This window comes from Saliphagus infecundisoli (assembly GCF_020177375.1).
In the GTDB taxonomy this organism is placed as follows: domain Archaea; phylum Halobacteriota; class Halobacteria; order Halobacteriales; family Natrialbaceae; genus Saliphagus; species Saliphagus infecundisoli.
In genome coordinates this window covers 16,444-35,552 of sequence record NZ_JAIWHV010000012.1, presented here as the reverse complement: position 1 = coordinate 35,552, position 19,109 = coordinate 16,444, and the positions used below count along the sequence as shown (strand labels likewise).

The 19,109-nt window shown below is 66.8% G+C and carries 21 protein-coding genes; 5 read left to right on the top strand and 16 right to left on the bottom strand.

Annotation, left to right across the window (positions count from 1 at the left end):
- Positions 1 to 134 precede the first annotated feature (134 nt).
- The gene (locus LCF40_RS14060) at positions 135 to 590 is read right to left on the bottom strand and encodes a Tfx family DNA-binding protein (protein ID WP_224828909.1); all 456 of its coding nucleotides are present in this window, start codon (positions 588 to 590) and stop codon (positions 135 to 137) included.
- 81 nt (positions 591 to 671) lie between these two features.
- Here LCF40_RS14060 and LCF40_RS14055 point away from each other — a divergent pair, with 81 nt between their 5' ends.
- On the top strand, positions 672 to 1,634 hold the full coding sequence (locus LCF40_RS14055; RefSeq protein ID WP_224828908.1) for an AAA family ATPase: 963 nt from the start codon (positions 672 to 674) through the stop codon (positions 1,632 to 1,634).
- A 162-nt stretch (positions 1,635 to 1,796) separates the two neighbouring features.
- Here LCF40_RS14055 and LCF40_RS14050 read toward each other — a convergent pair whose 3' ends face one another.
- The 5 genes from LCF40_RS14050 to LCF40_RS14030 form a co-directional block, all read right to left on the bottom strand.
- Positions 1,797 to 2,114 carry a HalOD1 output domain-containing protein gene (locus LCF40_RS14050; RefSeq protein WP_224828907.1) on the bottom strand — a complete coding sequence of 106 codons (318 nt, stop codon included), beginning with the start codon at positions 2,112 to 2,114 and terminating at the stop codon, positions 1,797 to 1,799.
- A 111-nt stretch (positions 2,115 to 2,225) separates the two neighbouring features.
- Positions 2,226 to 2,384, bottom strand: coding sequence for a hypothetical protein (locus tag LCF40_RS14045; protein ID WP_224828906.1), 159 nt, complete (start codon positions 2,382 to 2,384; stop codon positions 2,226 to 2,228).
- Between the two features lie 218 nt (positions 2,385 to 2,602).
- On the bottom strand, positions 2,603 to 3,922 hold the full coding sequence (locus LCF40_RS14040) for an IS4 family transposase (RefSeq protein WP_224828905.1): 1,320 nt from the start codon (positions 3,920 to 3,922) through the stop codon (positions 2,603 to 2,605).
- 71 nt (positions 3,923 to 3,993) lie between these two features.
- A complete protein-coding gene (locus tag LCF40_RS14035) occupies positions 3,994 to 4,221 on the bottom strand; it encodes a DUF7344 domain-containing protein (RefSeq protein ID WP_224828904.1) in 228 nt (75 codons plus the stop codon).
- A gap of 319 nt (positions 4,222 to 4,540) precedes the next feature.
- On the bottom strand, positions 4,541 to 5,242 hold the full coding sequence (locus tag LCF40_RS14030; RefSeq protein WP_224828903.1) for a phosphoglycerol geranylgeranyltransferase: 702 nt from the start codon (positions 5,240 to 5,242) through the stop codon (positions 4,541 to 4,543).
- A 163-nt stretch (positions 5,243 to 5,405) separates the two neighbouring features.
- Between LCF40_RS14030 and LCF40_RS14025 the strand changes: the two genes are divergently transcribed.
- Positions 5,406 to 6,587: a DHH family phosphoesterase gene (locus LCF40_RS14025; RefSeq protein ID WP_114577808.1), complete on the top strand. Its 1,182-nt coding sequence runs from the start codon at positions 5,406 to 5,408 to the stop codon at positions 6,585 to 6,587.
- Between the two features lie 84 nt (positions 6,588 to 6,671).
- Here LCF40_RS14025 and LCF40_RS14020 read toward each other — a convergent pair whose 3' ends face one another.
- The 4 genes from LCF40_RS14020 to LCF40_RS14005 form a co-directional block, all read right to left on the bottom strand.
- On the bottom strand, positions 6,672 to 7,040 hold the full coding sequence (locus LCF40_RS14020) for a helix-turn-helix transcriptional regulator (RefSeq protein ID WP_114577807.1): 369 nt from the start codon (positions 7,038 to 7,040) through the stop codon (positions 6,672 to 6,674).
- A gap of 95 nt (positions 7,041 to 7,135) precedes the next feature.
- Entirely contained in the window at positions 7,136 to 7,951 is an 816-nt protein-coding gene (gene surE, locus LCF40_RS14015) for a 5'/3'-nucleotidase SurE (protein ID WP_224828902.1), read from the bottom strand.
- 43 nt (positions 7,952 to 7,994) lie between these two features.
- Positions 7,995 to 9,425 carry a small ribosomal subunit Rsm22 family protein gene (locus tag LCF40_RS14010; RefSeq protein WP_224828901.1) on the bottom strand — a complete coding sequence of 477 codons (1,431 nt, stop codon included), beginning with the start codon at positions 9,423 to 9,425 and terminating at the stop codon, positions 7,995 to 7,997.
- Positions 9,422 to 10,165: a prephenate dehydrogenase/arogenate dehydrogenase family protein gene (locus LCF40_RS14005; protein ID WP_114577804.1), complete on the bottom strand. Its 744-nt coding sequence runs from the start codon at positions 10,163 to 10,165 to the stop codon at positions 9,422 to 9,424. Before LCF40_RS14005 ends, LCF40_RS14010 begins: the two co-directional genes overlap by 4 nt.
- Positions 10,166 to 10,273: 108 nt before the next feature.
- Here LCF40_RS14005 and LCF40_RS14000 point away from each other — a divergent pair, with 108 nt between their 5' ends.
- Both LCF40_RS14000 and icd read left to right on the top strand, forming a co-directional pair.
- A complete protein-coding gene (locus tag LCF40_RS14000; RefSeq protein WP_224828900.1) occupies positions 10,274 to 11,905 on the top strand; it encodes an alkaline phosphatase family protein in 1,632 nt (543 codons plus the stop codon).
- Between the two features lie 86 nt (positions 11,906 to 11,991).
- Positions 11,992 to 13,269 (top strand): isocitrate dehydrogenase (NADP(+)), encoded by a 1,278-nt coding sequence (icd, locus tag LCF40_RS13995; protein ID WP_224828899.1) that lies wholly within the window; start codon positions 11,992 to 11,994, stop codon positions 13,267 to 13,269.
- A gap of 28 nt (positions 13,270 to 13,297) precedes the next feature.
- Here icd and LCF40_RS13990 read toward each other — a convergent pair whose 3' ends face one another.
- From LCF40_RS13990 to LCF40_RS13970, 5 genes are all read right to left on the bottom strand, one after another.
- Complete coding sequence (locus LCF40_RS13990) at positions 13,298 to 13,753, bottom strand: hypothetical protein (RefSeq protein WP_224828898.1); 456 nt, start codon at positions 13,751 to 13,753, stop codon at positions 13,298 to 13,300.
- A 103-nt stretch (positions 13,754 to 13,856) separates the two neighbouring features.
- The gene (locus LCF40_RS13985) at positions 13,857 to 14,447 is read right to left on the bottom strand and encodes a hypothetical protein (protein WP_114577801.1); all 591 of its coding nucleotides are present in this window, start codon (positions 14,445 to 14,447) and stop codon (positions 13,857 to 13,859) included.
- 81 nt (positions 14,448 to 14,528) lie between these two features.
- Positions 14,529 to 15,692: a DsbA family protein gene (locus tag LCF40_RS13980; RefSeq protein ID WP_224828897.1), complete on the bottom strand. Its 1,164-nt coding sequence runs from the start codon at positions 15,690 to 15,692 to the stop codon at positions 14,529 to 14,531.
- 332 nt (positions 15,693 to 16,024) lie between these two features.
- Positions 16,025 to 16,435: a universal stress protein gene (locus LCF40_RS13975; RefSeq protein WP_224828896.1), complete on the bottom strand. Its 411-nt coding sequence runs from the start codon at positions 16,433 to 16,435 to the stop codon at positions 16,025 to 16,027.
- A 196-nt stretch (positions 16,436 to 16,631) separates the two neighbouring features.
- Positions 16,632 to 17,714 (bottom strand): aminopeptidase, encoded by a 1,083-nt coding sequence (locus tag LCF40_RS13970; protein WP_114577798.1) that lies wholly within the window; start codon positions 17,712 to 17,714, stop codon positions 16,632 to 16,634.
- A gap of 125 nt (positions 17,715 to 17,839) precedes the next feature.
- Between LCF40_RS13970 and LCF40_RS13965 the strand changes: the two genes are divergently transcribed.
- A complete protein-coding gene (locus tag LCF40_RS13965; protein ID WP_224828895.1) occupies positions 17,840 to 18,859 on the top strand; it encodes a threonine aldolase family protein in 1,020 nt (339 codons plus the stop codon).
- On the opposite strand, the gene LCF40_RS23250 is transcribed toward LCF40_RS13965, so the two are convergent.
- Positions 18,860 to 18,994: a DUF7859 family protein gene (locus tag LCF40_RS23250; protein WP_255565247.1), complete on the bottom strand. Its 135-nt coding sequence runs from the start codon at positions 18,992 to 18,994 to the stop codon at positions 18,860 to 18,862.
- Positions 18,995 to 19,109: the final 115 nt, after the last annotated feature.

Here is a 19,109-nt window from a genome sequence, read left to right as displayed (position 1 = left end):
CGATCCGACACCGACTGTTAAGTCTGCTGTATTTATCTCCGTATGATAAGATACGTCACACCGAACGAGGGAGGCGAAGCCGGCAAGTGCCGGCCGCGTGGGGGCCGTTGGTTCGATCGCCCCCGAGTTCGTGCTCATCCCGAGCGTCGCACGCGCACCGAGCCGTCCTCGCCAACGCCGACGACGATCGGCGTCCGAACCTCGCGGTCGGCGACCGCCCCGCCCGCGGCGTCGTGGATCAGCTTCAGCAGCTCGGGGGCGGCGTGGGCGACCGTCAGGTCCGCCTCGTCGCAGGCGTCGTACACCCGGTCGGGAACGTCATAGAGGTCGGTTCCCGACGGGACCGTCACCCGGACCGGCGCGGCGAGCGTCTCGGCGAAGGTGACGGTCTCCCTCGCTTTCGCGACGTTATCGCGGGCGCTGCCCTCGATCGAGGCGACGTTCGCCCGCGAGGTCCCGATCCGATCCGCGACCTCGGCCTGCGAATAGCCCTCGGCCCGGAGCGCGAGCACCTGGGCCTGGCGGGCGGTGAGGACGTGCTCGGCCGGGTCGAAACCCGCGAGGAGGTCCCCGCCGTCCTGGGAGTCCATGACCGACCCTCGCCCGCCCCGAACCATATAGCCTCGGGCGCGGAGCCGAACCTATAACCACCTCGCCGCCGGATGCGGGGTATGGACGTCACCGACGCCGCCGCGACCTGCCGGGCGGTCCTCGCGGAGGCCGCGACGGCCGTCGTCGGCGAGGACGAGCGCCTCGAGACGATCCTCACCGCGATCGTCGGCCAGGGCCACGTACTCCTAGAGGACGTGCCGGGAACCGGAAAGACCCTCACTGCCCGAACGATCGCCGCCGCGCTCGACCTCGAGTTCACCCGGATCCAGTTCACCCCCGACCTGCTTCCCAACGACGTCACCGGGACCCATGTCTACGACGAGGGCCGGGGCACCTTCGAGTTCAACGAGGGGCCGGTCTTCGCGAACGTGGTGCTCGCCGACGAGATCAACCGGGCGCCTCCCAAGACCCAGGCCGCCCTGCTCGAGGCGATGGGCGAGAAGCAGGTGTCGGTCGCCGGCGAGACCCGCCAGCTTCCCGAGCCGTTCTTCGTGATCGCGACCCAGAACCCGATCGAACAGGAGGGCACGTTCCCGCTGCCGGAGGCCCAGATCGACCGGTTCATGGTCAAGACGAGCCTGGGCTACCCCGATCGGGCGGGCGAACTCGAGTTGCTCGACCGGCGCGCCGAGCGCCGGAGCCGCGTCCCCGAAGTGGAGGCGGTCGCCGACCGGGAGACCGTCCTCGCGCTCCAGGAGGTCCCCGAGACGGTTCGAGTGGACGAGGCGATCCGGGAGTACGTCGTCGACGTCTGCAGAGAGACCCGCGAGGACGGCCGCGTCGAGGTCGGCGTCTCCCCGCGGGGGATCCAGCGGCTGTTCGAGGCGTCCCGTGCGCGGGCGGCCCTCGCCGGCCGGGAGTACGTCGCCCCCGAGGACGTCCGGCGGGTGGTCCATCCCGTCCTCGATCACCGGATCGTGCTGACGACGGAGGCCGACGTCCGCGGCGTCGAGAAGCGGGCGGTCGTCGAGAGCGCGGTCACGAGCGTTCCGGTGCCGGCGATGGACTCGAGTTCGGAGTAATCGTTTGGAGTCTGTGGCTTGGTATACGCGCCGTACTTTTCGGAATGTTTTGACTCTATGTGCACACCTACCGTACTCACCTCCATCGACTAATAGCGATGTCGAGAGAATCCTGCTGAAGAGAAGGGGGTACGTGGAAGATCGACGCTATTCTCAGTGTTGTTACCCGCCGTCAGCGTTCGAGTCCCTGGACCGGTCGGAGACCGTGACCCAACCGTCCGCCTCGACGCTGACTTTGTAGCCGTTATACCGAAACTCGACTGTCGAACCCATACCGGACTGGTGGGCCTCGGGACGTCCGAACAAGGCGTCGTCGATGCCCGCTATGTCGACGACCTCGTAGAGCGGCGGATTCTTGATCTCGGTGGGTGGGACGTCCTCGGCTTCGGCGACGGCACGAACGATCACTGTGGTCAGATCGCGGGAGTCGTCGGGGTCGTAGTGAGCTTGCGTGATGAATCCCCAGCCTTCATTTGGCACGTTTTTTCGCCCCGCTGTATCGGCCTTGTCACTGGAAGACGCTCTCTCCGTGCGGTTCTCGTCGGTTTCGGTTGAGGGATTTGAATTCGCTCGGTTCTCATCCATCAATGATCACTCTCCGTCGTACTCGCTTCGCGCGTGTGTTTCCTGGGCTGCGTCGAGGCTCGCCCCGGCGCCTTCCAGGGCCGCGAGCACCTGCGGGGCGTTCGTGTCCGCGACGATGATCTCCTCCTCGCCAGCATCGAACGTAATGATATCTAATTCGGCCATCCGTTCTAGTTTAGTGACTGACTGAGACGGGAATTCCGCCGAAATTGCGACGAGTCTGACCGCAATCACACCGAGGGAACTGCTGTTCCCGCAGACCAGCTGATGTTCGACCATTTCTCCCGTCAAAGGCGGCGCACTCACGACTGCGAGTGCGCCGCCGTTCCAGAGCCATCGCTGATCAGGCCGGGCGATCCAGCCCGTCTCGTCAGGCGAGTTCCTTACCAGAACTCGCCTGACTCCACCTGTTCACGTAACCTTGGACGGTGTGGATTTGGATCCCGTGACGACCACAGCAATAACGCATCAAGATCCGGCAGCTCATAGCCCAGATCAAGCATCACGTACAACTGGATCAAGTGCGCGTGGCGTTCGACGGCGTGTGAACAGCGTCGTCGTGAGAGGCGCGGCGACGACGCTGCGGCGTCGTCGGCGCGTTCTCGCTCTTTTGCGTCCAGTTTCTGGAGTTCGTCGACGATAACACGGCTCATCAACAGCGAGAGTGCTGCCATGATGATCAGCGACTCAATGATGTAGGCGTCGGTCGTGTTGATCTCGTCCAAACCGAACCGTGATTTGAGTTCTTTGAACAGCAGTTCGATCTCCCAGCGTGCCCGATAGAGCTGTGCGATATCGGGCACGCTGTAGCCGTCTCTGTCGAGATTCGTCAGGTACAGATGGTACTCGTCGCTGTCATCGTTGCGAACGCCGACCAATCGGAAGGTTCGGGTCGTGCTGACGCCCGACCCTCGTTTGCGATTGAACGAGAGGGTGATCCGTACGTCGATTTCCTGTCGCTGCAGGTCGTCGAGGACGTCCTGCAGCGACCGCCCCTCCAGCGGGATACTGTTTCCTCGCCATGTGCGCAGTTCCTCGACGATCTCAAAGTTCGCGTTTTCTTTGACGCGAGAGACGAACCAGCCGTCATTGGCGTCAATGCGGTCGAACAGCCAGAAATCGTAGTAGCCAAGATCGAACAGGATGAGAGCGCCAGCTACCCACTTGCCGGTGGGTAGCTGGCTCCGTTCATGGGTGCTCGCGTCGGTTGTCTGGAATCGCGTCGGAAGCCCAGTCGAGAGCGATTCGGTGATATGGAGTTTCGCACCGGCTCGGTCGTCATCGAGTGCGTAGACGTCTCTGGCGTCTTGATAGAGCGAGATGATCGTGGCGTCGACGATCAGGACGTCTCGAAATCGTTCGAGACGTCCAGTAAGCTCGGTTTGGCCCGTGTCGAGATTCTCGATAGCGTCATCGAGAATCTCTCGAAGGAGTGCAACGAACCCTGGTTCGAACCAGCCGTGGAAGGTCGCATAGGCGAGTTTGTCACAGTCAGACATCTCGACGTAGCGTTCGAGAAACGCCTGAATGGATCGATCAGAACCGGCAGCAAAGCCGAGAGAAAGCGTGTAAAACAACGCGACGACGTCAAGTTTCCGCTCTCGCTGGATGAGATTCGTTGCGCGAGCCCGCTCGCGCAACTCATCAGATGGAAACGCTCTTTGAATACGGTTCACAACTACTGAATCCGGTAGGGTGTACACACTCTCTACCGGATTCTCACTTTCCTAGTTACTGACGATTCTAGTTCGGCGTCTCTGGGTGCCTCAATGCGCTAAACTAGAACGGATGCTAATTCGGCCAACTTCGGGATGTGAGCATGGTACAGCGAGAGGTACATGTCGTCGCGGCTGGACTCGGTGACGTCTCCCTCGGGGATATCCCGTTCCCACGCGACGAGCTTCGTCGCCAGTTCGGTGAGCGTCCACCGAGAACTGGAGAGAAGCGAGTAGCAGACGTACCGTCGTCTCGGATGCGCGAGCGCCTCGTAGACGAACTCCATCTCTAAGACGTCCGCCGGCGGTGGACTCGCAGTCCGGAGATACGTGTTGACCCCTCGTTGGACGTCATCTCCTCGTTGGACGTCATCTCCAGTGGTCGACTACCTCGATTCGTCGTCCATACTGGGAGTTACTCACACACCCTCATAATCTCTTCTTCACCCTCTACTGACCTAATTGGTCGTGGATCACTGGCGAAGGGGCTTGGCAGTAATTCATGTAAAACTACTGTCTAGAAAAAGCCGGGAGCGGGACTAACCATGGCCAGTCTCCGGATAGCCCCAGGGTGTCGAAATCGATACGGAGTGTTTGCCGGCGATATCACGCCTCGTTCGCGGCCTCGACGGTCTCGCGGACGGCCTCGACCCCGCGGTCGTGGGCCAGGTTGCCGACGACGATCACGTCGGCGTGAGCGGCCATCCGGTGGGCCGAGTCGTAGTCGTGGATGCCGCCGCCGTAGAAGAGGGCGGAGTCGGAGACGGCGTCGCCGGCGGCCGCGACGACCTCCTCGTCGCCGTAGGTGCCCGAATACTCGAGGTAGACGATCTCCTGGCCGAACATCCGCTCAGCGACGGTCGCGTAGGCGGCGACGTCGTCGGCCGAGAGGTCACAGTCGGCCTCGGTGAGTTCTGCGACGTCGGCCGCGGGGTTCATCACGATGTAGGCCTCCGTCCAGGTCCGGTCCCACTCGAGGTCGCCCTCGAGACGGATCCACTCCTTGTGGGCGCCGGTGATCCAAAAGGGCGAGCCGGCGTTGAACACCGTCGGGACGAGGTAGCCGTCTAGGGCCTCCTCCTCGACGACGACGCTCGGGTTCGAAGGCTCCTGGTAGAGGGGAACGTCGTGTTCCGCACACGCCCGGATCACGGCGGACATGTTCTCCTCGGTCATCCCCGTCGTGCCGCCGATCTCGATCGCGTCGGTCCCCGTCGCACAGAGGTCGCCATAGGTGACCCCGTCCGGAAGCTCCTTGTCGGGGTCTAGCTTCAGGACGTGGTTCCAGTCGTCCCAGGGTGCAGTCATACCGCCCCGTTTCTCGGTACCGAGCAAAAGCCCTACGAAAGCCCGGGTCGCCCGCAGCCGGCGGCTCCGGAACGTTCTAATTTCCCGGAACGGGACACCGGTAACCGTACATAGCAAGCACCTGAGGGGGAACCTTCTTGCCGGTCGCGTCTGAGTGTGGGCCATGAGCGTTCGAGCCGTCCCGCTCGCCGTCGGTAGGGACGCGCTCGCGGCCGGCGACGACGCGGCCGAGGGGGCGGTCGGACCGGTCGACCCGCTCTCGCTCGTCCTCGTCGTCGGGCTGGCCGCCACGGTCGTCGGGCTCTGGTGGCTCCTCCGGTGGGTACGACGTCCTCCTGCCGTCCGGCTCCGGGAGGTCTTAGAGGAGTACGAGGAGGTGACGGTGTTGCTCCATCCGAACCCGGACCCGGACGCGATGGGCGCGGCGATGGGGGTCGGGGCGATCGCCGAGTCGGTCGGCGCCGAGGCGACCCTCCAGTACCCCGGCGAGATCCGCCACCAGGAGAACCGCGCGTTCCGGACGGTGCTCGGCCTCGAGCTCGGCCAGCTCGAGGCCGCAACCGAGCTCGCGAGCGACGCGATCGTGCTCGTCGATCACAACACGCCCCGCGGCTTTACCGGCTCGGAGCTGGTCGAGCCCGTCGCGGTCGTCGACCACCACCCCGGAAACGGGACGGGGACCCGCTTTACGGACGTCCGGACGGGCTACGGCGCGACGTCGACGATCGTCGCCGAGTACTTGGAGGACCTGGGGGCGACGGTCGGCGCCGGGAGCGACGAGGAGGGGATCGTCGTCTCCCCCGAGATCGCGACCGGGCTCGTCTACGGCATCCAGTCGGACACGAACCACCTCACGACGGGTTGTTCGGAGGCCGAGTTCGCCGCCAGCGCCTACCTCTTTCCGGGGATCGACGAGGACCTCCTCGATCGGGTCGCGAACCCTCAGGTCAGCGACGACGTCCTGCAGACCAAAGCCGAGGCGATCACCGGGAAACGCGTCGAGGGCTCGTTTGCGGTCTGTGACGTCGGCCGGATCGACAACGTCGACGCGATCCCACAGGCCGCAGACGAGTTGATGCACCTGGAGGGAGTGACGGCGGTCGTCGTCTTCGGGGAGACCGACGGCACGCTCCACCTCTCGGGGCGCTCCCGGGACGACCGGGTCCACATGGGCGAGAGCCTTCGACACGCCGTCGGCGACGTCCCGATGGCCAACGCCGGGGGCCACGCCCGGATGGGCGGCGGTCAGCTCCCGGTCGAACACATGCGGGGCGCGGGCGGCGATGGGATGAGCAAGGCGGACCTCGAGGAAGAACTGTTCTCGGTGCTCTCGGGCGAGCGGTGACTCATAGCGGCGGAGACGAGTCGTTCCACCGTCGGTCGGAGTCCGTTGTCGCGACCGAACGGTACATCGTCGTCTCCGCCCCTATCAGTCGCTGGTCAAGTGCGGGCGATACCCCTTGGGCTCGAACCCGCGCCGGCAGACCACCCGGCGGCCGCCGACGTCGATCGCGCTCACCTGACCCTCCCGTTCCATCCGGTCGAGACAGGCCTCGAGTCGTTCCTCGGACCAGCCGGTCTCGCCGACGATCGTCGAGCGCTCGACGCGACCGCCGCGTTCGACCAGCAGGCGGAGGACGCGGTCGTCCTCGGGGAGGTCGCGGTCGTTGACGCCGTACTCGACCCGGTCGGCGTAGTAGGATTCGTGGCCCGCTTCCGTGGTGTTCTCGGACGATACGTCGGCCGGCTCTCGTTCCCGGAGATCGGCGAGCAGGGATCTGAGTGTGTCCAGTACCATGTTGTTGTGTCACCGCTGGTGGAATACGTCACCGCGTCCACGCACTTCTCCCTTGGTGTTACGCCCGACCGGGTATATGGGCCTACCGCCGTCGTTCACGAACTGAGTGAGGTTCCCGGGTAGCGCTCGGCGAGGTCGTCGAGGGCCTCGTGGTGGCGCGTCGAGTGGGGTGCCGTAAGCGGCGAGACGCTGACCCGGCCCTCGACGACCGCCCGCCGGTCGGTGCCGGCCGGGTCGGGGATCGACTCGGCTTCCATCTCCTCCCAGACCCTGTCGTGGAGGACGACCCGCTCGCCCTCGCGGACGGCGTCCATCTCGTAGCGCCTCGAGGGCCGGGTGATCTCCATCGGGGCGGGGTCGCCCGCCGCTTCTTCGGGAACCGGCGCATTGACGTTGAGGTAGGCGGCCTCCTCGAAGACGCCAGCCTCGAGGGCGTGCTCGACGAGGTAGGTCGTCGCGCGGGCGGCCTCCCGGTAGTCGCTCCGGCCGGTCTCGACGTCCTCGAAGGCGAGGTCGCCGACGGGGACGTACATCGACGTCGCGATCGCCGGGACGTCGAAGAAGGCGGCCTCGACGGCCGCGCTGATCGTCCCCGAGCGCCCGAGGACGTACTCTCCCAGGTTCGCCCCCTTGTTGCAGCCCGCAACGACCAGGTCGGGGAACGGACCCAGCTCGGCGAGACCGGCGACGACGCAGTCGGCGGGCGTTCCCGCGACGGCGTAACCCAGGTCGTGGTCGGTGACGCCGACCTCGCCCGACAGCGATCGCCCGACGGCGCTCTGGTCGTCGGCGGGTGCGACGACGGTGACGTTCCCGACGTCCGAGAGGGCGTCGTAGAGGACGCGGATCCCCGGCGTCTCGATCCCGTCGTCGTTCGTGAGCAGGATCTCCGGCTCGGTCGGCTGGCTCATTCTCTGTCGGGGCCTCGGAGCGGGGCGCGAAAAGCCCTCCGCCTTACAGCCGGTCTACGACCGTTTCCTCGTCGACGACGACGTTGTACCCCTCCTCATCGTCGTTCCAGAGCACGAGCGCGCCTTCGAAGACACAGACGTCGCCGTAGCCCGCCTCGAGCAACGGGCGGTTCAGGGCCGTCACCGAGGGACAGACGGCGTAGTGATCGACCGACTCGCTGCCGTCGCTGATCTTGAAGATCGGATTGGAGTCCTCTGGACCGGGATCCGTGACGAACGGGTTGCCTGACAGCGACCGGCTCAGCTTCGCGGCGACGAGGTCGACCCGGTTGGTGACGTGGCGCTCGCTGTCGGCCATCCTCGCCCACCGGCCCGAGTCGAGCGAGAGCTCGATCCGCCGTTTCCCGTCCCGCCGGAGGATCGAGTAGGTGTACTGGACGTCGACGTTTTCGAACTCGCCGTCGCCGGCGTTCTCGCGGTCGGCCCCATCGAGCCGGCGCTGGAACCCCGGGACCGCGAGGTCGGGGCGGACGTCGAACGACCATCCCCGGTCCGTGGGACGGTGGTCGGGCCAGAGCCGGACGGTCGGTCCGTAGACGGTCGCTCCCTCCCTTTCGAGGGCCCGCTCTCTCTCGCGAAGCTGGATGCTCGTCTCCCTGTCGGCGGGCGCGAGCGCGAGCAGCGAGCCGTCGTCGGCGACGCGGTCGAACAGCTCCCTCAGGACGGCTTCGGGGTCGTCGAGTTCGCTCAACACGTTCGCGACGAGCACGAGGTCGTACTCCTCGTCCGGGTCGGCGTCCTCGATCCGCTCGCGCCGGATCGTCGGATGGACGTTCCGGCCGGCCTCCTCGAGCAGCGTCTCCAAAATATCGGCGGCGGGGCTCGGCTCGACGGCGTGGTATTCGAGGAGGGCGTCGTCGGGCAGGAAGTCCGCAAGCCCCAGCGCGGGACCACCGACGCCTGCGCCGACGTCAAGCACCCGCAGGTGCCGGCCGAGCAGGCCCCGGTCGGCGAGATCCGAGAGGGCGTACTGGACGGCGGCGTAGTACGCCGGCAGGTGGTAGATCGCGTAGCCGGCGGCGACGTCCGCATCGTACTCGACCGACCGCCCCTGGCTCTCGAGATACTCGGCTTTGACCTGCCGGATCACGCTCCGGAGGAGGTCGCCGCTGGCGCCCGTCTGCCAGTCCGGGCCGTAGCGATCGACGAGGACGTCCTCGAGGGCGCGGGCGTACCGCTCGGGAAACGCCTCGATCGGTCCCGAAAGCGGGGCGACGGGGTCGTCGGGGACGGGGACGAACCGGCCGTCCTCGCGCTCGACCAGCCCGAGGTCGGTCGCCTCCTCACGGAGGATCCTGCGGACGACGGCGGGGTGGGCTCCGCCCTCGACGTAGTCGCTGATCTCCTCGGAGTCGATCGGGCGCACGTTCCGAAGGTACTTCGCGTTCGACCGGACGGCCTCGCGGTCGGTCATCGCTTCCCCTCCCAGCGGGCCGTTGCCTCGCCGTAGAGGGTCTCGAACTCCCCGCGGTCGGCGGCGGCGAGTTCGGCAGCGGCCTCGGCGACTCGATCACTTCCCGGAAAGCTCTCCTGGATGTCGGCGTACACCCGCGGGGTGCCCCCCGTCACGATTCCCGCGAGCTCGGCCATGCGGTCGTAGACGGGCGTCGAGAACGCCGGGGCGGGGTCGGCCGCGAGCGCGAACGCGAGGACGGCGGCGTGGGTCGCGGCCTGTACCGTCTCCATCGCCTCGTCGTGCTCCCGGGGCGTGGTCTCGACGAGTTCGTTGCCCGCTCGCTCGACGTCCCCGAGGATCACCTCGGTCGTCGGGCCGGGCGCGTCGCGGACGACCGCGACGGTCCCCGGCGCGCGCTCGGGGGCGAAAAGCGGGTGGAGGCTGACCCGCTCGCGGCCGGGTGCGGCCGCCGCCATCGCCTCGACGGCTTGCCCCATCACGCCCGAGACGTCGAGGACGGCGTCGTCTGCGTACGCGGAATACTGCTCAACGGCGTCGGCGAGTTCGGGGATCGGGACGGCGAGACAGACGGCGTCGAACCCGCCCTCGAGTTCCCCGGTCGAGCACGCACGGCCGCCACACGCGTCGGCAGCCCTGCGGGCGGCGGCGCCGTCGACGTCCGTGAACGTTGTCGTGGCATCGACGGCGCCGGCGAACCACCGACCCATCGCGCCCGCACCGACGATCAGTACCTCCATTCGCTCCCGACAACTAGCCGGCGGCCGTCCAAAAGGCGTTCGATCCCGGTGACGGGATCCAGTCGAACCGGTATCGTTTTCCCCCATGGGGGTCCTTGGGTGTGACATATGAGCGACTCTGCCGGGGTCGACACCCTTCTCATCGGGATCGATTCGGGGTGTCTACCGGTGTTCGAGCGGCTGTTTGCGGACGGCGACCTTCCCAACCTCGAGGCGCTTTGCTCGGAGGGACTCTCGATCCCCCTCGAGTCCCAGATCCCGCCCTGGACGCCCAGCGCCTGGCCCTCGATGTACACGGGCGTCAACCCCGGCAAACACGGCGTCTACACCTTTACCGGTTTCGACGGCTACGACTTCCACGTCGTCTCTGCACGCGACGTCCGCGAACACCGCCTCTGGACCCTGCTCGACGACCACGACCGCTCGAGCGTCGTCGTCAACGTCCCGGTTACCCACCCGCCCGACGAGTTCGACGGCGCGATCGTCCCCGGCTTCATCGGCCCCGAAAACCCCGATTGCCATCCCGAGGGGCTGCTTTCGGACGTCCGCGAAGCGATCGGCGAGTACTACGTCTACCCCAACTACACCCGCGGCGACGACACGATCTCCGACGAGGAGAAACTCGAAGAGTACAGACATCTGGTCGGGATGCGCGCCGACGCCTTTCGCTACCTCGCCGACCGGTTCGACCCGGATTTCGGCTTCCTCCAGTTTCAAAAGCCTGACACCGTCTTCCACGAGTTCGAGGGCGACTGGGACGCCGTCCGGGAGGTCTACCGGGCGACCGACGAACGGATCGGCGAAGTGCTGGAGGACTGCGATCCCGACCGGGTGTTCGTCGCCAGCGACCACGGGATGGGCCCGATGGAGAGCGGCGAGTTCCGGGTCAACACCTACCTCCAGCGGAAGGGCTACATCGAGACCAAGAAAGGCGGCAAGGGGATGCCGACCTGGAACGTCCTGAGAGACGACCTCCGGGAGGGCGAGGACAAGACCGAGTGGGAGCCCGGAACGGTCGAACGTCTCGCGAGCATCGCCGCGAAGGCGGGGGTCACGACCAACAAGGTCGGCAACCTCCTCGAGGCCGTCGGTCTCGCCGACGTCGCGGCCAGACACGTCCCGAGCGGGGTCGTCCGGACCGGAAACGAGCAGGTCGACTTCGCGGCCTCGACGGCGTACATGCGTTCGCGGACCGAACTCGGCGTCCGGATCAACTTACAAGGTCGGGATCCCGAGGGCGTCGTCCCCCCCGAGAAGTACGACGCCGTTCGCGAGAAACTCATCTCGGACCTCTCGGGGGTCACCGGCCCCAACGGCGAACCGGTCTTCGGCGAGGTCGTCCCCCGCGAGGAGTATTACGACGGCCCCTTCACCGAGGACGCGGTCGATATTCTCACGGTGCCGAACGACTTCCAGTACTTCCTCTCGGCGGAGCTGCGCGAGGACCTCTTTAGCTCGGCGACCGAGCCCTGGAACCACAAGTTGGACGGCGTCTTCGTCGCGACCGGCGAGGGGATCGATACCGACGCCGACGTCGACCGGGCCCACCTCTACGACGTCGCGCCGACGATCATGGCCGCGCTGGGGGTTCCCTACAGCGACCGGATGGACGGGGAGGTCATCCCCTGCGTGGACGACGCGGGAAGCCAGTCCTACCCCTCCTATTCGGGCGCCGACGGGGAGGGTAGCTCCGAGGCCGACGTCGAGGACCGGCTGAGCGATCTGGGCTACCTCGAGTAGGAGTTTCCGGGATCCGTTCTCCGCAGGCGACGCCGGCGACGAAATGGGAGGCCTTTTAGGCGAGTCTGCGAGAACTGTATACCAAGATGAGCCACGAGTACGAGAAGGTCGACGTTCCGGAGAACGGGGAACCGATTACGCTCGCCGAGGGTAGCGACGACGAGATCGACGTCCCCGAGAACCCGATCGTCCCGATCATCCACGGCGACGGGATCGGGCAAGACGTCGCGCCCGCGGCCCAGCGGGTTCTGGAGGCCGCCGCCGACGCGACCGGCCGGTCGATCGCCTGGATGCGACTCTACGCCGGCGAGAGCGCCCGCGAACGCTACGACGAGAACCTTCCCGAGGACACCGTCCGCGCCATCGACGAACACCGCGTCGCGATCAAGGGCCCGCTGACGACGCCCGTCGGCTCGGGCTTTCGCTCGCTGAACGTCGCGCTCCGCCAGACGCTCGACTTCTACGCGAACGTCCGCCCGACGTTCTACCTCCAGGGCGTCCCCTCGCCGATGAAGGCCCCCGAGGAGATGGACATGGTCACCTTCCGGGAGAACACCGAGGACGTCTACGCCGGCATCGAGTGGGAGCAGGGAACGGAGGAAGTCGAGCAGGTCCGGGAGTTCGTCGAGGAGGAGATGGGCTTCGACGAGACGATGCACGACGGCCCCATCGGGATCGGCCTCAAGCCCATCTCCGAGACGGGCTCGAAACGGCTCGTTCGGAAGGCCATCGACTACGCCTTGGAGCACGACCGCGAGAAGGTCACGCTCGTCCACAAGGGCAACATCATGAAGTTCACCGAAGGCCAGTTCGGCACCTGGGGCATGGAAGTCGCCGAGGAGGAGTACCCCGACGAGGAGGTCTTCGCGGCGCCGGACTCGCTGTGGGAGACCGAGGACGAAGTCGACATCCCCGAGGACGCCGTCATGGTCGAGGAACGCCTCGCCGACGCAATGTTGCAGTGGATCCAGCTTCGCACCGACGAGTTCGACGTCCTCGCGATGCCGAACCTGAACGGCGACTACATCTCCGACGCCGCGGGCGCACAGATCGGCGGCTTAGGCATCGCGCCCGGCGCGAACTTCGGCGACGGCCGCCTGCTGGCCGAACCCGTCCACGGCTCGGCGCCCAAGCGCGCGGGCCAGGACATGGCCAACCCGACCGCGATGATCCTCTCGGGCCGGATGATGCTCGAGTACCTCGGCTGGACCGACGCCGCCGACCTCGTCCGTGACGCCGTCGAGGAGACCATCTCCGGCGGAAAGGTCACCTACGACCTCGAACGACAGCTCGAGGGCGTCGAGAAGGTCTCGACCAGCGAGTTCGCCGACGAGATCGTCGACACCGTCGAACGGCTCTCGTAGCCCCTTCCGGAGACCCGTTCTCGAGCCGTCAGGAGTTCGCATCCGCCGTTGGCTGCCGGAGTCGTCGCCCGACGGATCCGACGAGATACCCCGCCCCGCCGAGGACGATCGTGCCGGCTAGCGCATAGATCGGGCCGTGCGTCAGTCCTTGTATGAGCTCGCCGCGGGGAGTGAGCTTGTACGCCAGCAGTCGGGGCGGCGTGTATCGGGTATCCATCGACCACCGCCAGTAGCCGACGAGCGGCGGGACGACGAACCGCCACAGGATCACGAGAAAGACGGCCCCCGCCCCCGTGAGGGCTCCGGCACGGATCCACCCCGTGTAGAGGGCGACCCCGACGGCGGGATAGAGAAGGGAAACCCCGAGGACGGCATCGTACTCGAGCAGGAACGCGGCAGAGGCGACGACGGGGAGCGCGATTGCGAGGACAGTGGCCCGAACGCGGGGCCGGTGGTCGCCGAGGAGGGTCCCCCGGAGGTCCATGGCTCGGATTCCGACGCGGGCGACTTAAGAGTTGGCGACGGTCACGCTCGTGACCGACTCCCGTTGAGGGTCGGTTCGGACGGTCGAACGTCGCGTGGGCCGGTCAGGAGAGATCGACGGGACAGGCGTCGCCGTACTGGATCCCCTGGACGAGCCAGAACGTCGAGAGCGGGACGAAAACGATCGCCGCGAGCAGGAACTCGAGGCCGCCGAAAGGGAGCACCGTCATGAGCCCGGCGGCGCCGAACAGTCCGAGGACGGCGCTCGCGATCGCCGCGCCACAGGCCGCACAGCCCGCGCCCATCGTCCCCAGGATGATGCCGGCGATGCTGCCGCTCCCGTGGACGACCGAGAGTCCCTGGGTACTCAGGTGGTAGGCCAGCATGGCGACGTTGACCCCGACGAGGAGGCTCGTCACGACCATCCCGGTGCCGGTGACGGGATCGGTTCCGCCGCTGACGAACGGGAGCATGTAGTAGAGGATCTCGAGGCGGGCCTCGATCGGGAGCGGTCCGAAGACGACCACGTCGGTGAAAAGCGACATGTTCTGTGCGACGACGATTCCCAAAAGCGAGACGACAGCGGCGACGAGCGCGAGGGCGGCGTAGGCGGGTCCCGAGAGGACCGCGCCGACGGTCCGCCCGACGAGTCGGACGTCCTCGCGGCCCCGCGGAAGCAGGCGGTTACCGAACATCGCGTCTCACGTCCATACTGGGTGATCGGTCTCGGGTCCCATCAATCTTGTCGGTCCCGTTCGGCTGACTTCCAGTCGTGGTTACAGCTCGAGGGTGTTCGCGAAGACCTGGTACTCCTGGTAGCCCCGGATCTCGGTGCGGTGTTCGCCTCCCCGGAAGAGATGGAAGTAAGGGGTGGCATCGACGTTCGAGCGCCCGGCCGCGTCCTCGTCGTAGGCCATGCGCTGCTCGTAGGCGCCGGACTCGGCGTCCTCCCGGATCGCGTCGGTATCGAGGTCGGTGTTCTCCTCGAGAAAGGCCACGGATTCCTCGATGGCACCCTCGTCGCTGTCGATCGACTCTCGGTTCTCGAAGACGTGCTCCCGGAGGTCCCAGAAGGCGTCGGGATCGCGGTCGTAGGTCGCCCACTGGATCGCCAGAGCCGCCTCCGACCACTCCGAGATGACGCCCAATCCGCGCCAGACGATCGAGAGCTCGCCGGCATCGGTATGCTCGCGCAGGTCGGGCATGACCTCCGCCTCGAAGTCGGCACACGCCGGACAGCCCGGATCGTCGAACATCACGATCGCCGCGTCGGTCTCGGTCGGGTACGGGCCGATCACCGGCGAGTGATCGGAGTTGCGCGTCGAGGGGTGGTCGATGACCTCGCTCAGCGGCGGGTTCCCCGACTGCTCCTCGGTTTCGGTCTCCTCTTCGGTTTCGGTTTCCTCGTCCGTCTCCGTTCCCTCTTCGGTCTCCTCAGTGGTTTCGGTCTCTTCTTCGGTCTCGGTTCCCTCGTCCGTCTCCGTCTCTTCGTCCGTCTCCGTTCCCTCTTCGGTCTCCTCAGTGGTCTCGGTCGCGTCGGTCTCGGTCCCGTTGTCGGTTTCCGTCTCTTCCTCGGTCTCGGTTTCGTTTTCGGTCTCCGTGCCCGTCTCGTTATCCGTTTCCTCCACGGTTTCGTTGTCGGTCCCCTCCGTGGTTTCGGGTGGTTCGGTTTCGTTGTTGGTTCTCGCCTCGGTTTCGGTTTCCGTTTCGTCGGTCTCGTTGTCGGTCTCCGTCGACTCGCCGGTGGCCTCGTCGCTCGAGTTGTCCTCGAGCGTCTCCGGGTCGGCGACGTTCGCGCCCTCGTCGTCGTCCGATATCGCGTCGGTACAGCCGGCAAGAACTGCCGTTGCCCCCGCCGTCGCGAGGAGCCGTCGTCTGGTCGGTCCCGGTCGGGACTCCGAGGCCCCGTCCTGTGGACCGACACGTCGCTCATCGACCATTGGAGGCTGAAATCGGAGCCACAGTGATAAGTGACCTGATTCTCCCCTCTCTCCGATATACCCGCTCGTTGATCGCTCTCCCGGGGTAATTCCCTTCTGGGGCCGACGGTGATATCGTTCCGTCGACTCCGCCGACAATCGGTCCGACCGACGAACAACGTGTACGGCGACGGCGTGGTAGGGTACCGGGCAATGTCACCGATGCTTACGGACGACGCGGCGGTCGTCACGGGCGGATCGGGTCAACGGCCGAGAGAGCGCCCGCCGGTTCGCCGCGGAGGGTAGTCACCGCCGAGGCGTAGGTCGTAGACTGCGGGATAACCAACAGTGAGTCAGCGGACGACGATCACCGTGACGGGGGCCCGACGAACGACCCCCTCGGCGACGCTGCCGAGCAGAACCCGGGAGACGCCCTCCCGGCCGTGGCTCCCGACGACGATCCGATCGACGTCGTGGTCCTCGGCGTAGGCGACGATCTCGCGGGCCGGCTCGCCGCTGACGACGTCGATCTCGTACTCCGCGTCGGCGTCGATCCGGTCCGTGACCTCCTCGCGGAGCTCCTCGGAGGCGTCCGCGCGCCGCCGGCCGAGCACCTCCTGGACGGCCTGGAGGCTCATGCTCGTGAAACTGTCGGCGACCTCCACGACGCGCAACAGGACGATGTCGTCGTCGTACTCGTCGAACGCGTACTCCACGGCCTTCCGTGCGGGTGCCGAGCCGTCGTACGCGACCAGGACGGTCATACCTGCCGTACGAACTCGACCGTCTAAGCTCCGCCGATCGCTTCGACAACCGGCAGTGGACGCCGCCGCAGCGCCGGAATCGATCGCTCAGTCCTCGAAGACGAAGGTGCCGTCCTCCTGGACGACCTACGCCCACCTTTTGTCTCGCTCGCGCCCGCAGCACTCGCTCGCAAAAGCTGGAGCAAAAGGGGCTCGCTCAGTTCTCGAAGACGAAGGTGCCGTCCTCCTGGACGACCTCGCCGTCGACCTCGATCCGCGAGTCCTCACTCATGTCGACGATCATGTCGACGTGGACCGCCGAGTCGTTTCGCTCGTTACCCTCGCCGACGGTGTCCTCGTACGCCCGGCCGACCGCCATATGGACGGTGTCGCCCATCTTCTCGTCGAACAGCATATTGTAGGTAAAGCGGTCGATGTCGCGGTTCATCCCGATCCCGAGTTCGCCCAGCCGCCGGGCGCCGTCGTCGGTATTCAGGACTTCGGTCAGCAGCTCCTCGTTTTTCGCCGCCGAGTGGGCGACGACCTCGCCCGCTTCGAATTCGAGGGAGACGTCCGTGATCTCTCGGCCCTGGTGGTACAGCGGCATGTCGAACAGGACCTCGCCCTCGACGCTGTCGGGGACCGGCGCGGTGAAGACCTCGCCGCCGGGCAGGTTGTGCTCGCCGTGGTCGTTGATCGTGGGGTTGTCCGCGAGGCTCATCGTGACGTCCGTGTGTTCGCCGCTCACGATCCGGATCTCGTCGGCGGGGTCGAGGATTTCGACCATGTTCGCCTGGAACTCCCGCTGGTCGTCCCATTCCTTGTTAACCGCGTCCCAGACGAAGTTCTCGTAGCCCTCGGTGCTCATCTCGGCGAGCTGGGCGTTGGCGGGCGCGGGAAACTGGGTGAGACACCACCGCGTCGAGAGCCGTTCGTCGAGGATCGGGCCGTGGGCCTGGCGGTGGGCCGAACTCGTCTCAGGGGAGACGTCGCTGGTCTGGGTGACGTTGTCGGTCGCCCGGATGGCGATGTAGACGTCCGTCTCCTCGATGAGCGCGAGTTCGTGGTCGGGGGTCTCGAACTCCCCGTCGGACGCACGGAGGAACGCCCGGTGGGCGCGCTTGCCCGTGCGCTGGCTCGTCCTGATCGGGTTCGCGCCGACCTCGCCGATCTCCTCGTGGAGGGCGACGACGAGGTCCTCGGCGACGGGATGGGCGTCGACGACCACGTCGTCGCCCTCCTGGAGGGAAACGGAGTGGTTCGCGATGATCCGGGCGTGCTCGCGGATGCGCGGGTCCATGGTCGTCCATCGCCCGAGGCCGTCATACTCCTTTTGGAACCGGTTCGGACTCCGGCGTCCCCGTTCTCGCCCCATCCGGGTGCCGTGACCGCCGACTATTTGCGCCTCCCCGCGCTACCGCGTCCATGATCGACCTGCGGTCGGACACCGTCACGAAACCGGACGACGAGATGCGCGAGGCGGCCGCCGGCGCCGCGGTCGGCGACGACGTCTACGGCGAGGACCCGACGGTCAACGAACTCGAGGATCGTGCCGCCGAGGCGGTCGGCAAGGAGGCGGCCCTCTTCGTTCCGACGGGGACGATGGGCAACCAGGTCGCCGCCCGGGTCCACACCGACCGCGGCCAGGAGGCCGTCGTCGAACGCGAGAGCCACGTCTACAAGTGGGAACTCGGCGGGTTCGCCCAGCACTCCGGCCTCCAGTTGCGCCCCGTAGACGGGGGCTCCCGCGGCGTGCCGACCGGAGAGCAGGTCCGCGAGGCGTACGTCGCGGAGGACGTCCACCGGCCCGGGACCGGCCTCCTGAGCCTCGAGAACACCCACAACAGCAAGGGCGGGGTCGCGATCGACCCCGAGAGGATCGGGGCGGCCGCCGCGGCCGCCCGCGACCTGGGGGTGCCGGTCCACCTCGACGGCGCGCGGGTGTTCAACGCCGCGACGGCGCTCGACGTGTCCGTCACGGAGATCACCGACCACGTCGACTCGGTGATGTTCTGTCTCTCGAAGGGGCTGGGTGCGCCGATCGGGTCGATGCTCGCCGGAAGCGAGGCGTTCGTCGAGGAGGCCCGCCGGACCCGGAAGCTGTTCGGCGGCGGGATGCGCCAGGTCGGCGTCGTCGCCGGTCCGGGGCTCCGTGCCCTGGAGAACGTCTCCGACCTCGCGACCGACCACGAGAACGCCCGCGCGCTCGCGGAGGGGATCGCGGACGTCGAGGGGCTGTCGGTTCAGGAGCCCGAGACCAACATCGTGCTCGCCGACGTCTCGGGGACCGGCCTCGAGCCCGACGACGTTCTGGACCGGCTCGAGGACCGCGGGGTCCGTGCGACCCCCTTCGGCCCGGGGACCGTCCGGTTCTGTACCCATCGCGACGTCGACCGCGAAGACGTCGAGCGGGCGGTCGAGGGTGTGTCGGGCGCGCTCGCCTGATTACTTCCCGCGCATTCCGTCGCGGAACTCGAGGACGGTCCGGCGAAGCAGCAAGTAGAGGAAGAACACGAGCGCGAGCAAGACGAGGACGACGACGAGGATCACCGGGTCGTCCGGGAGGAGGCCAGTCGGCATACCCGCAGGTATACGGGGCGAGCGCAAAGACGTTTCGCCCGAGCGGTGGGGTCGGCCGCCGGAAGCGGCCAACGCAACCCCGCCTTTCAGGATCCTTCGTCGCCTCTGCTCGCCC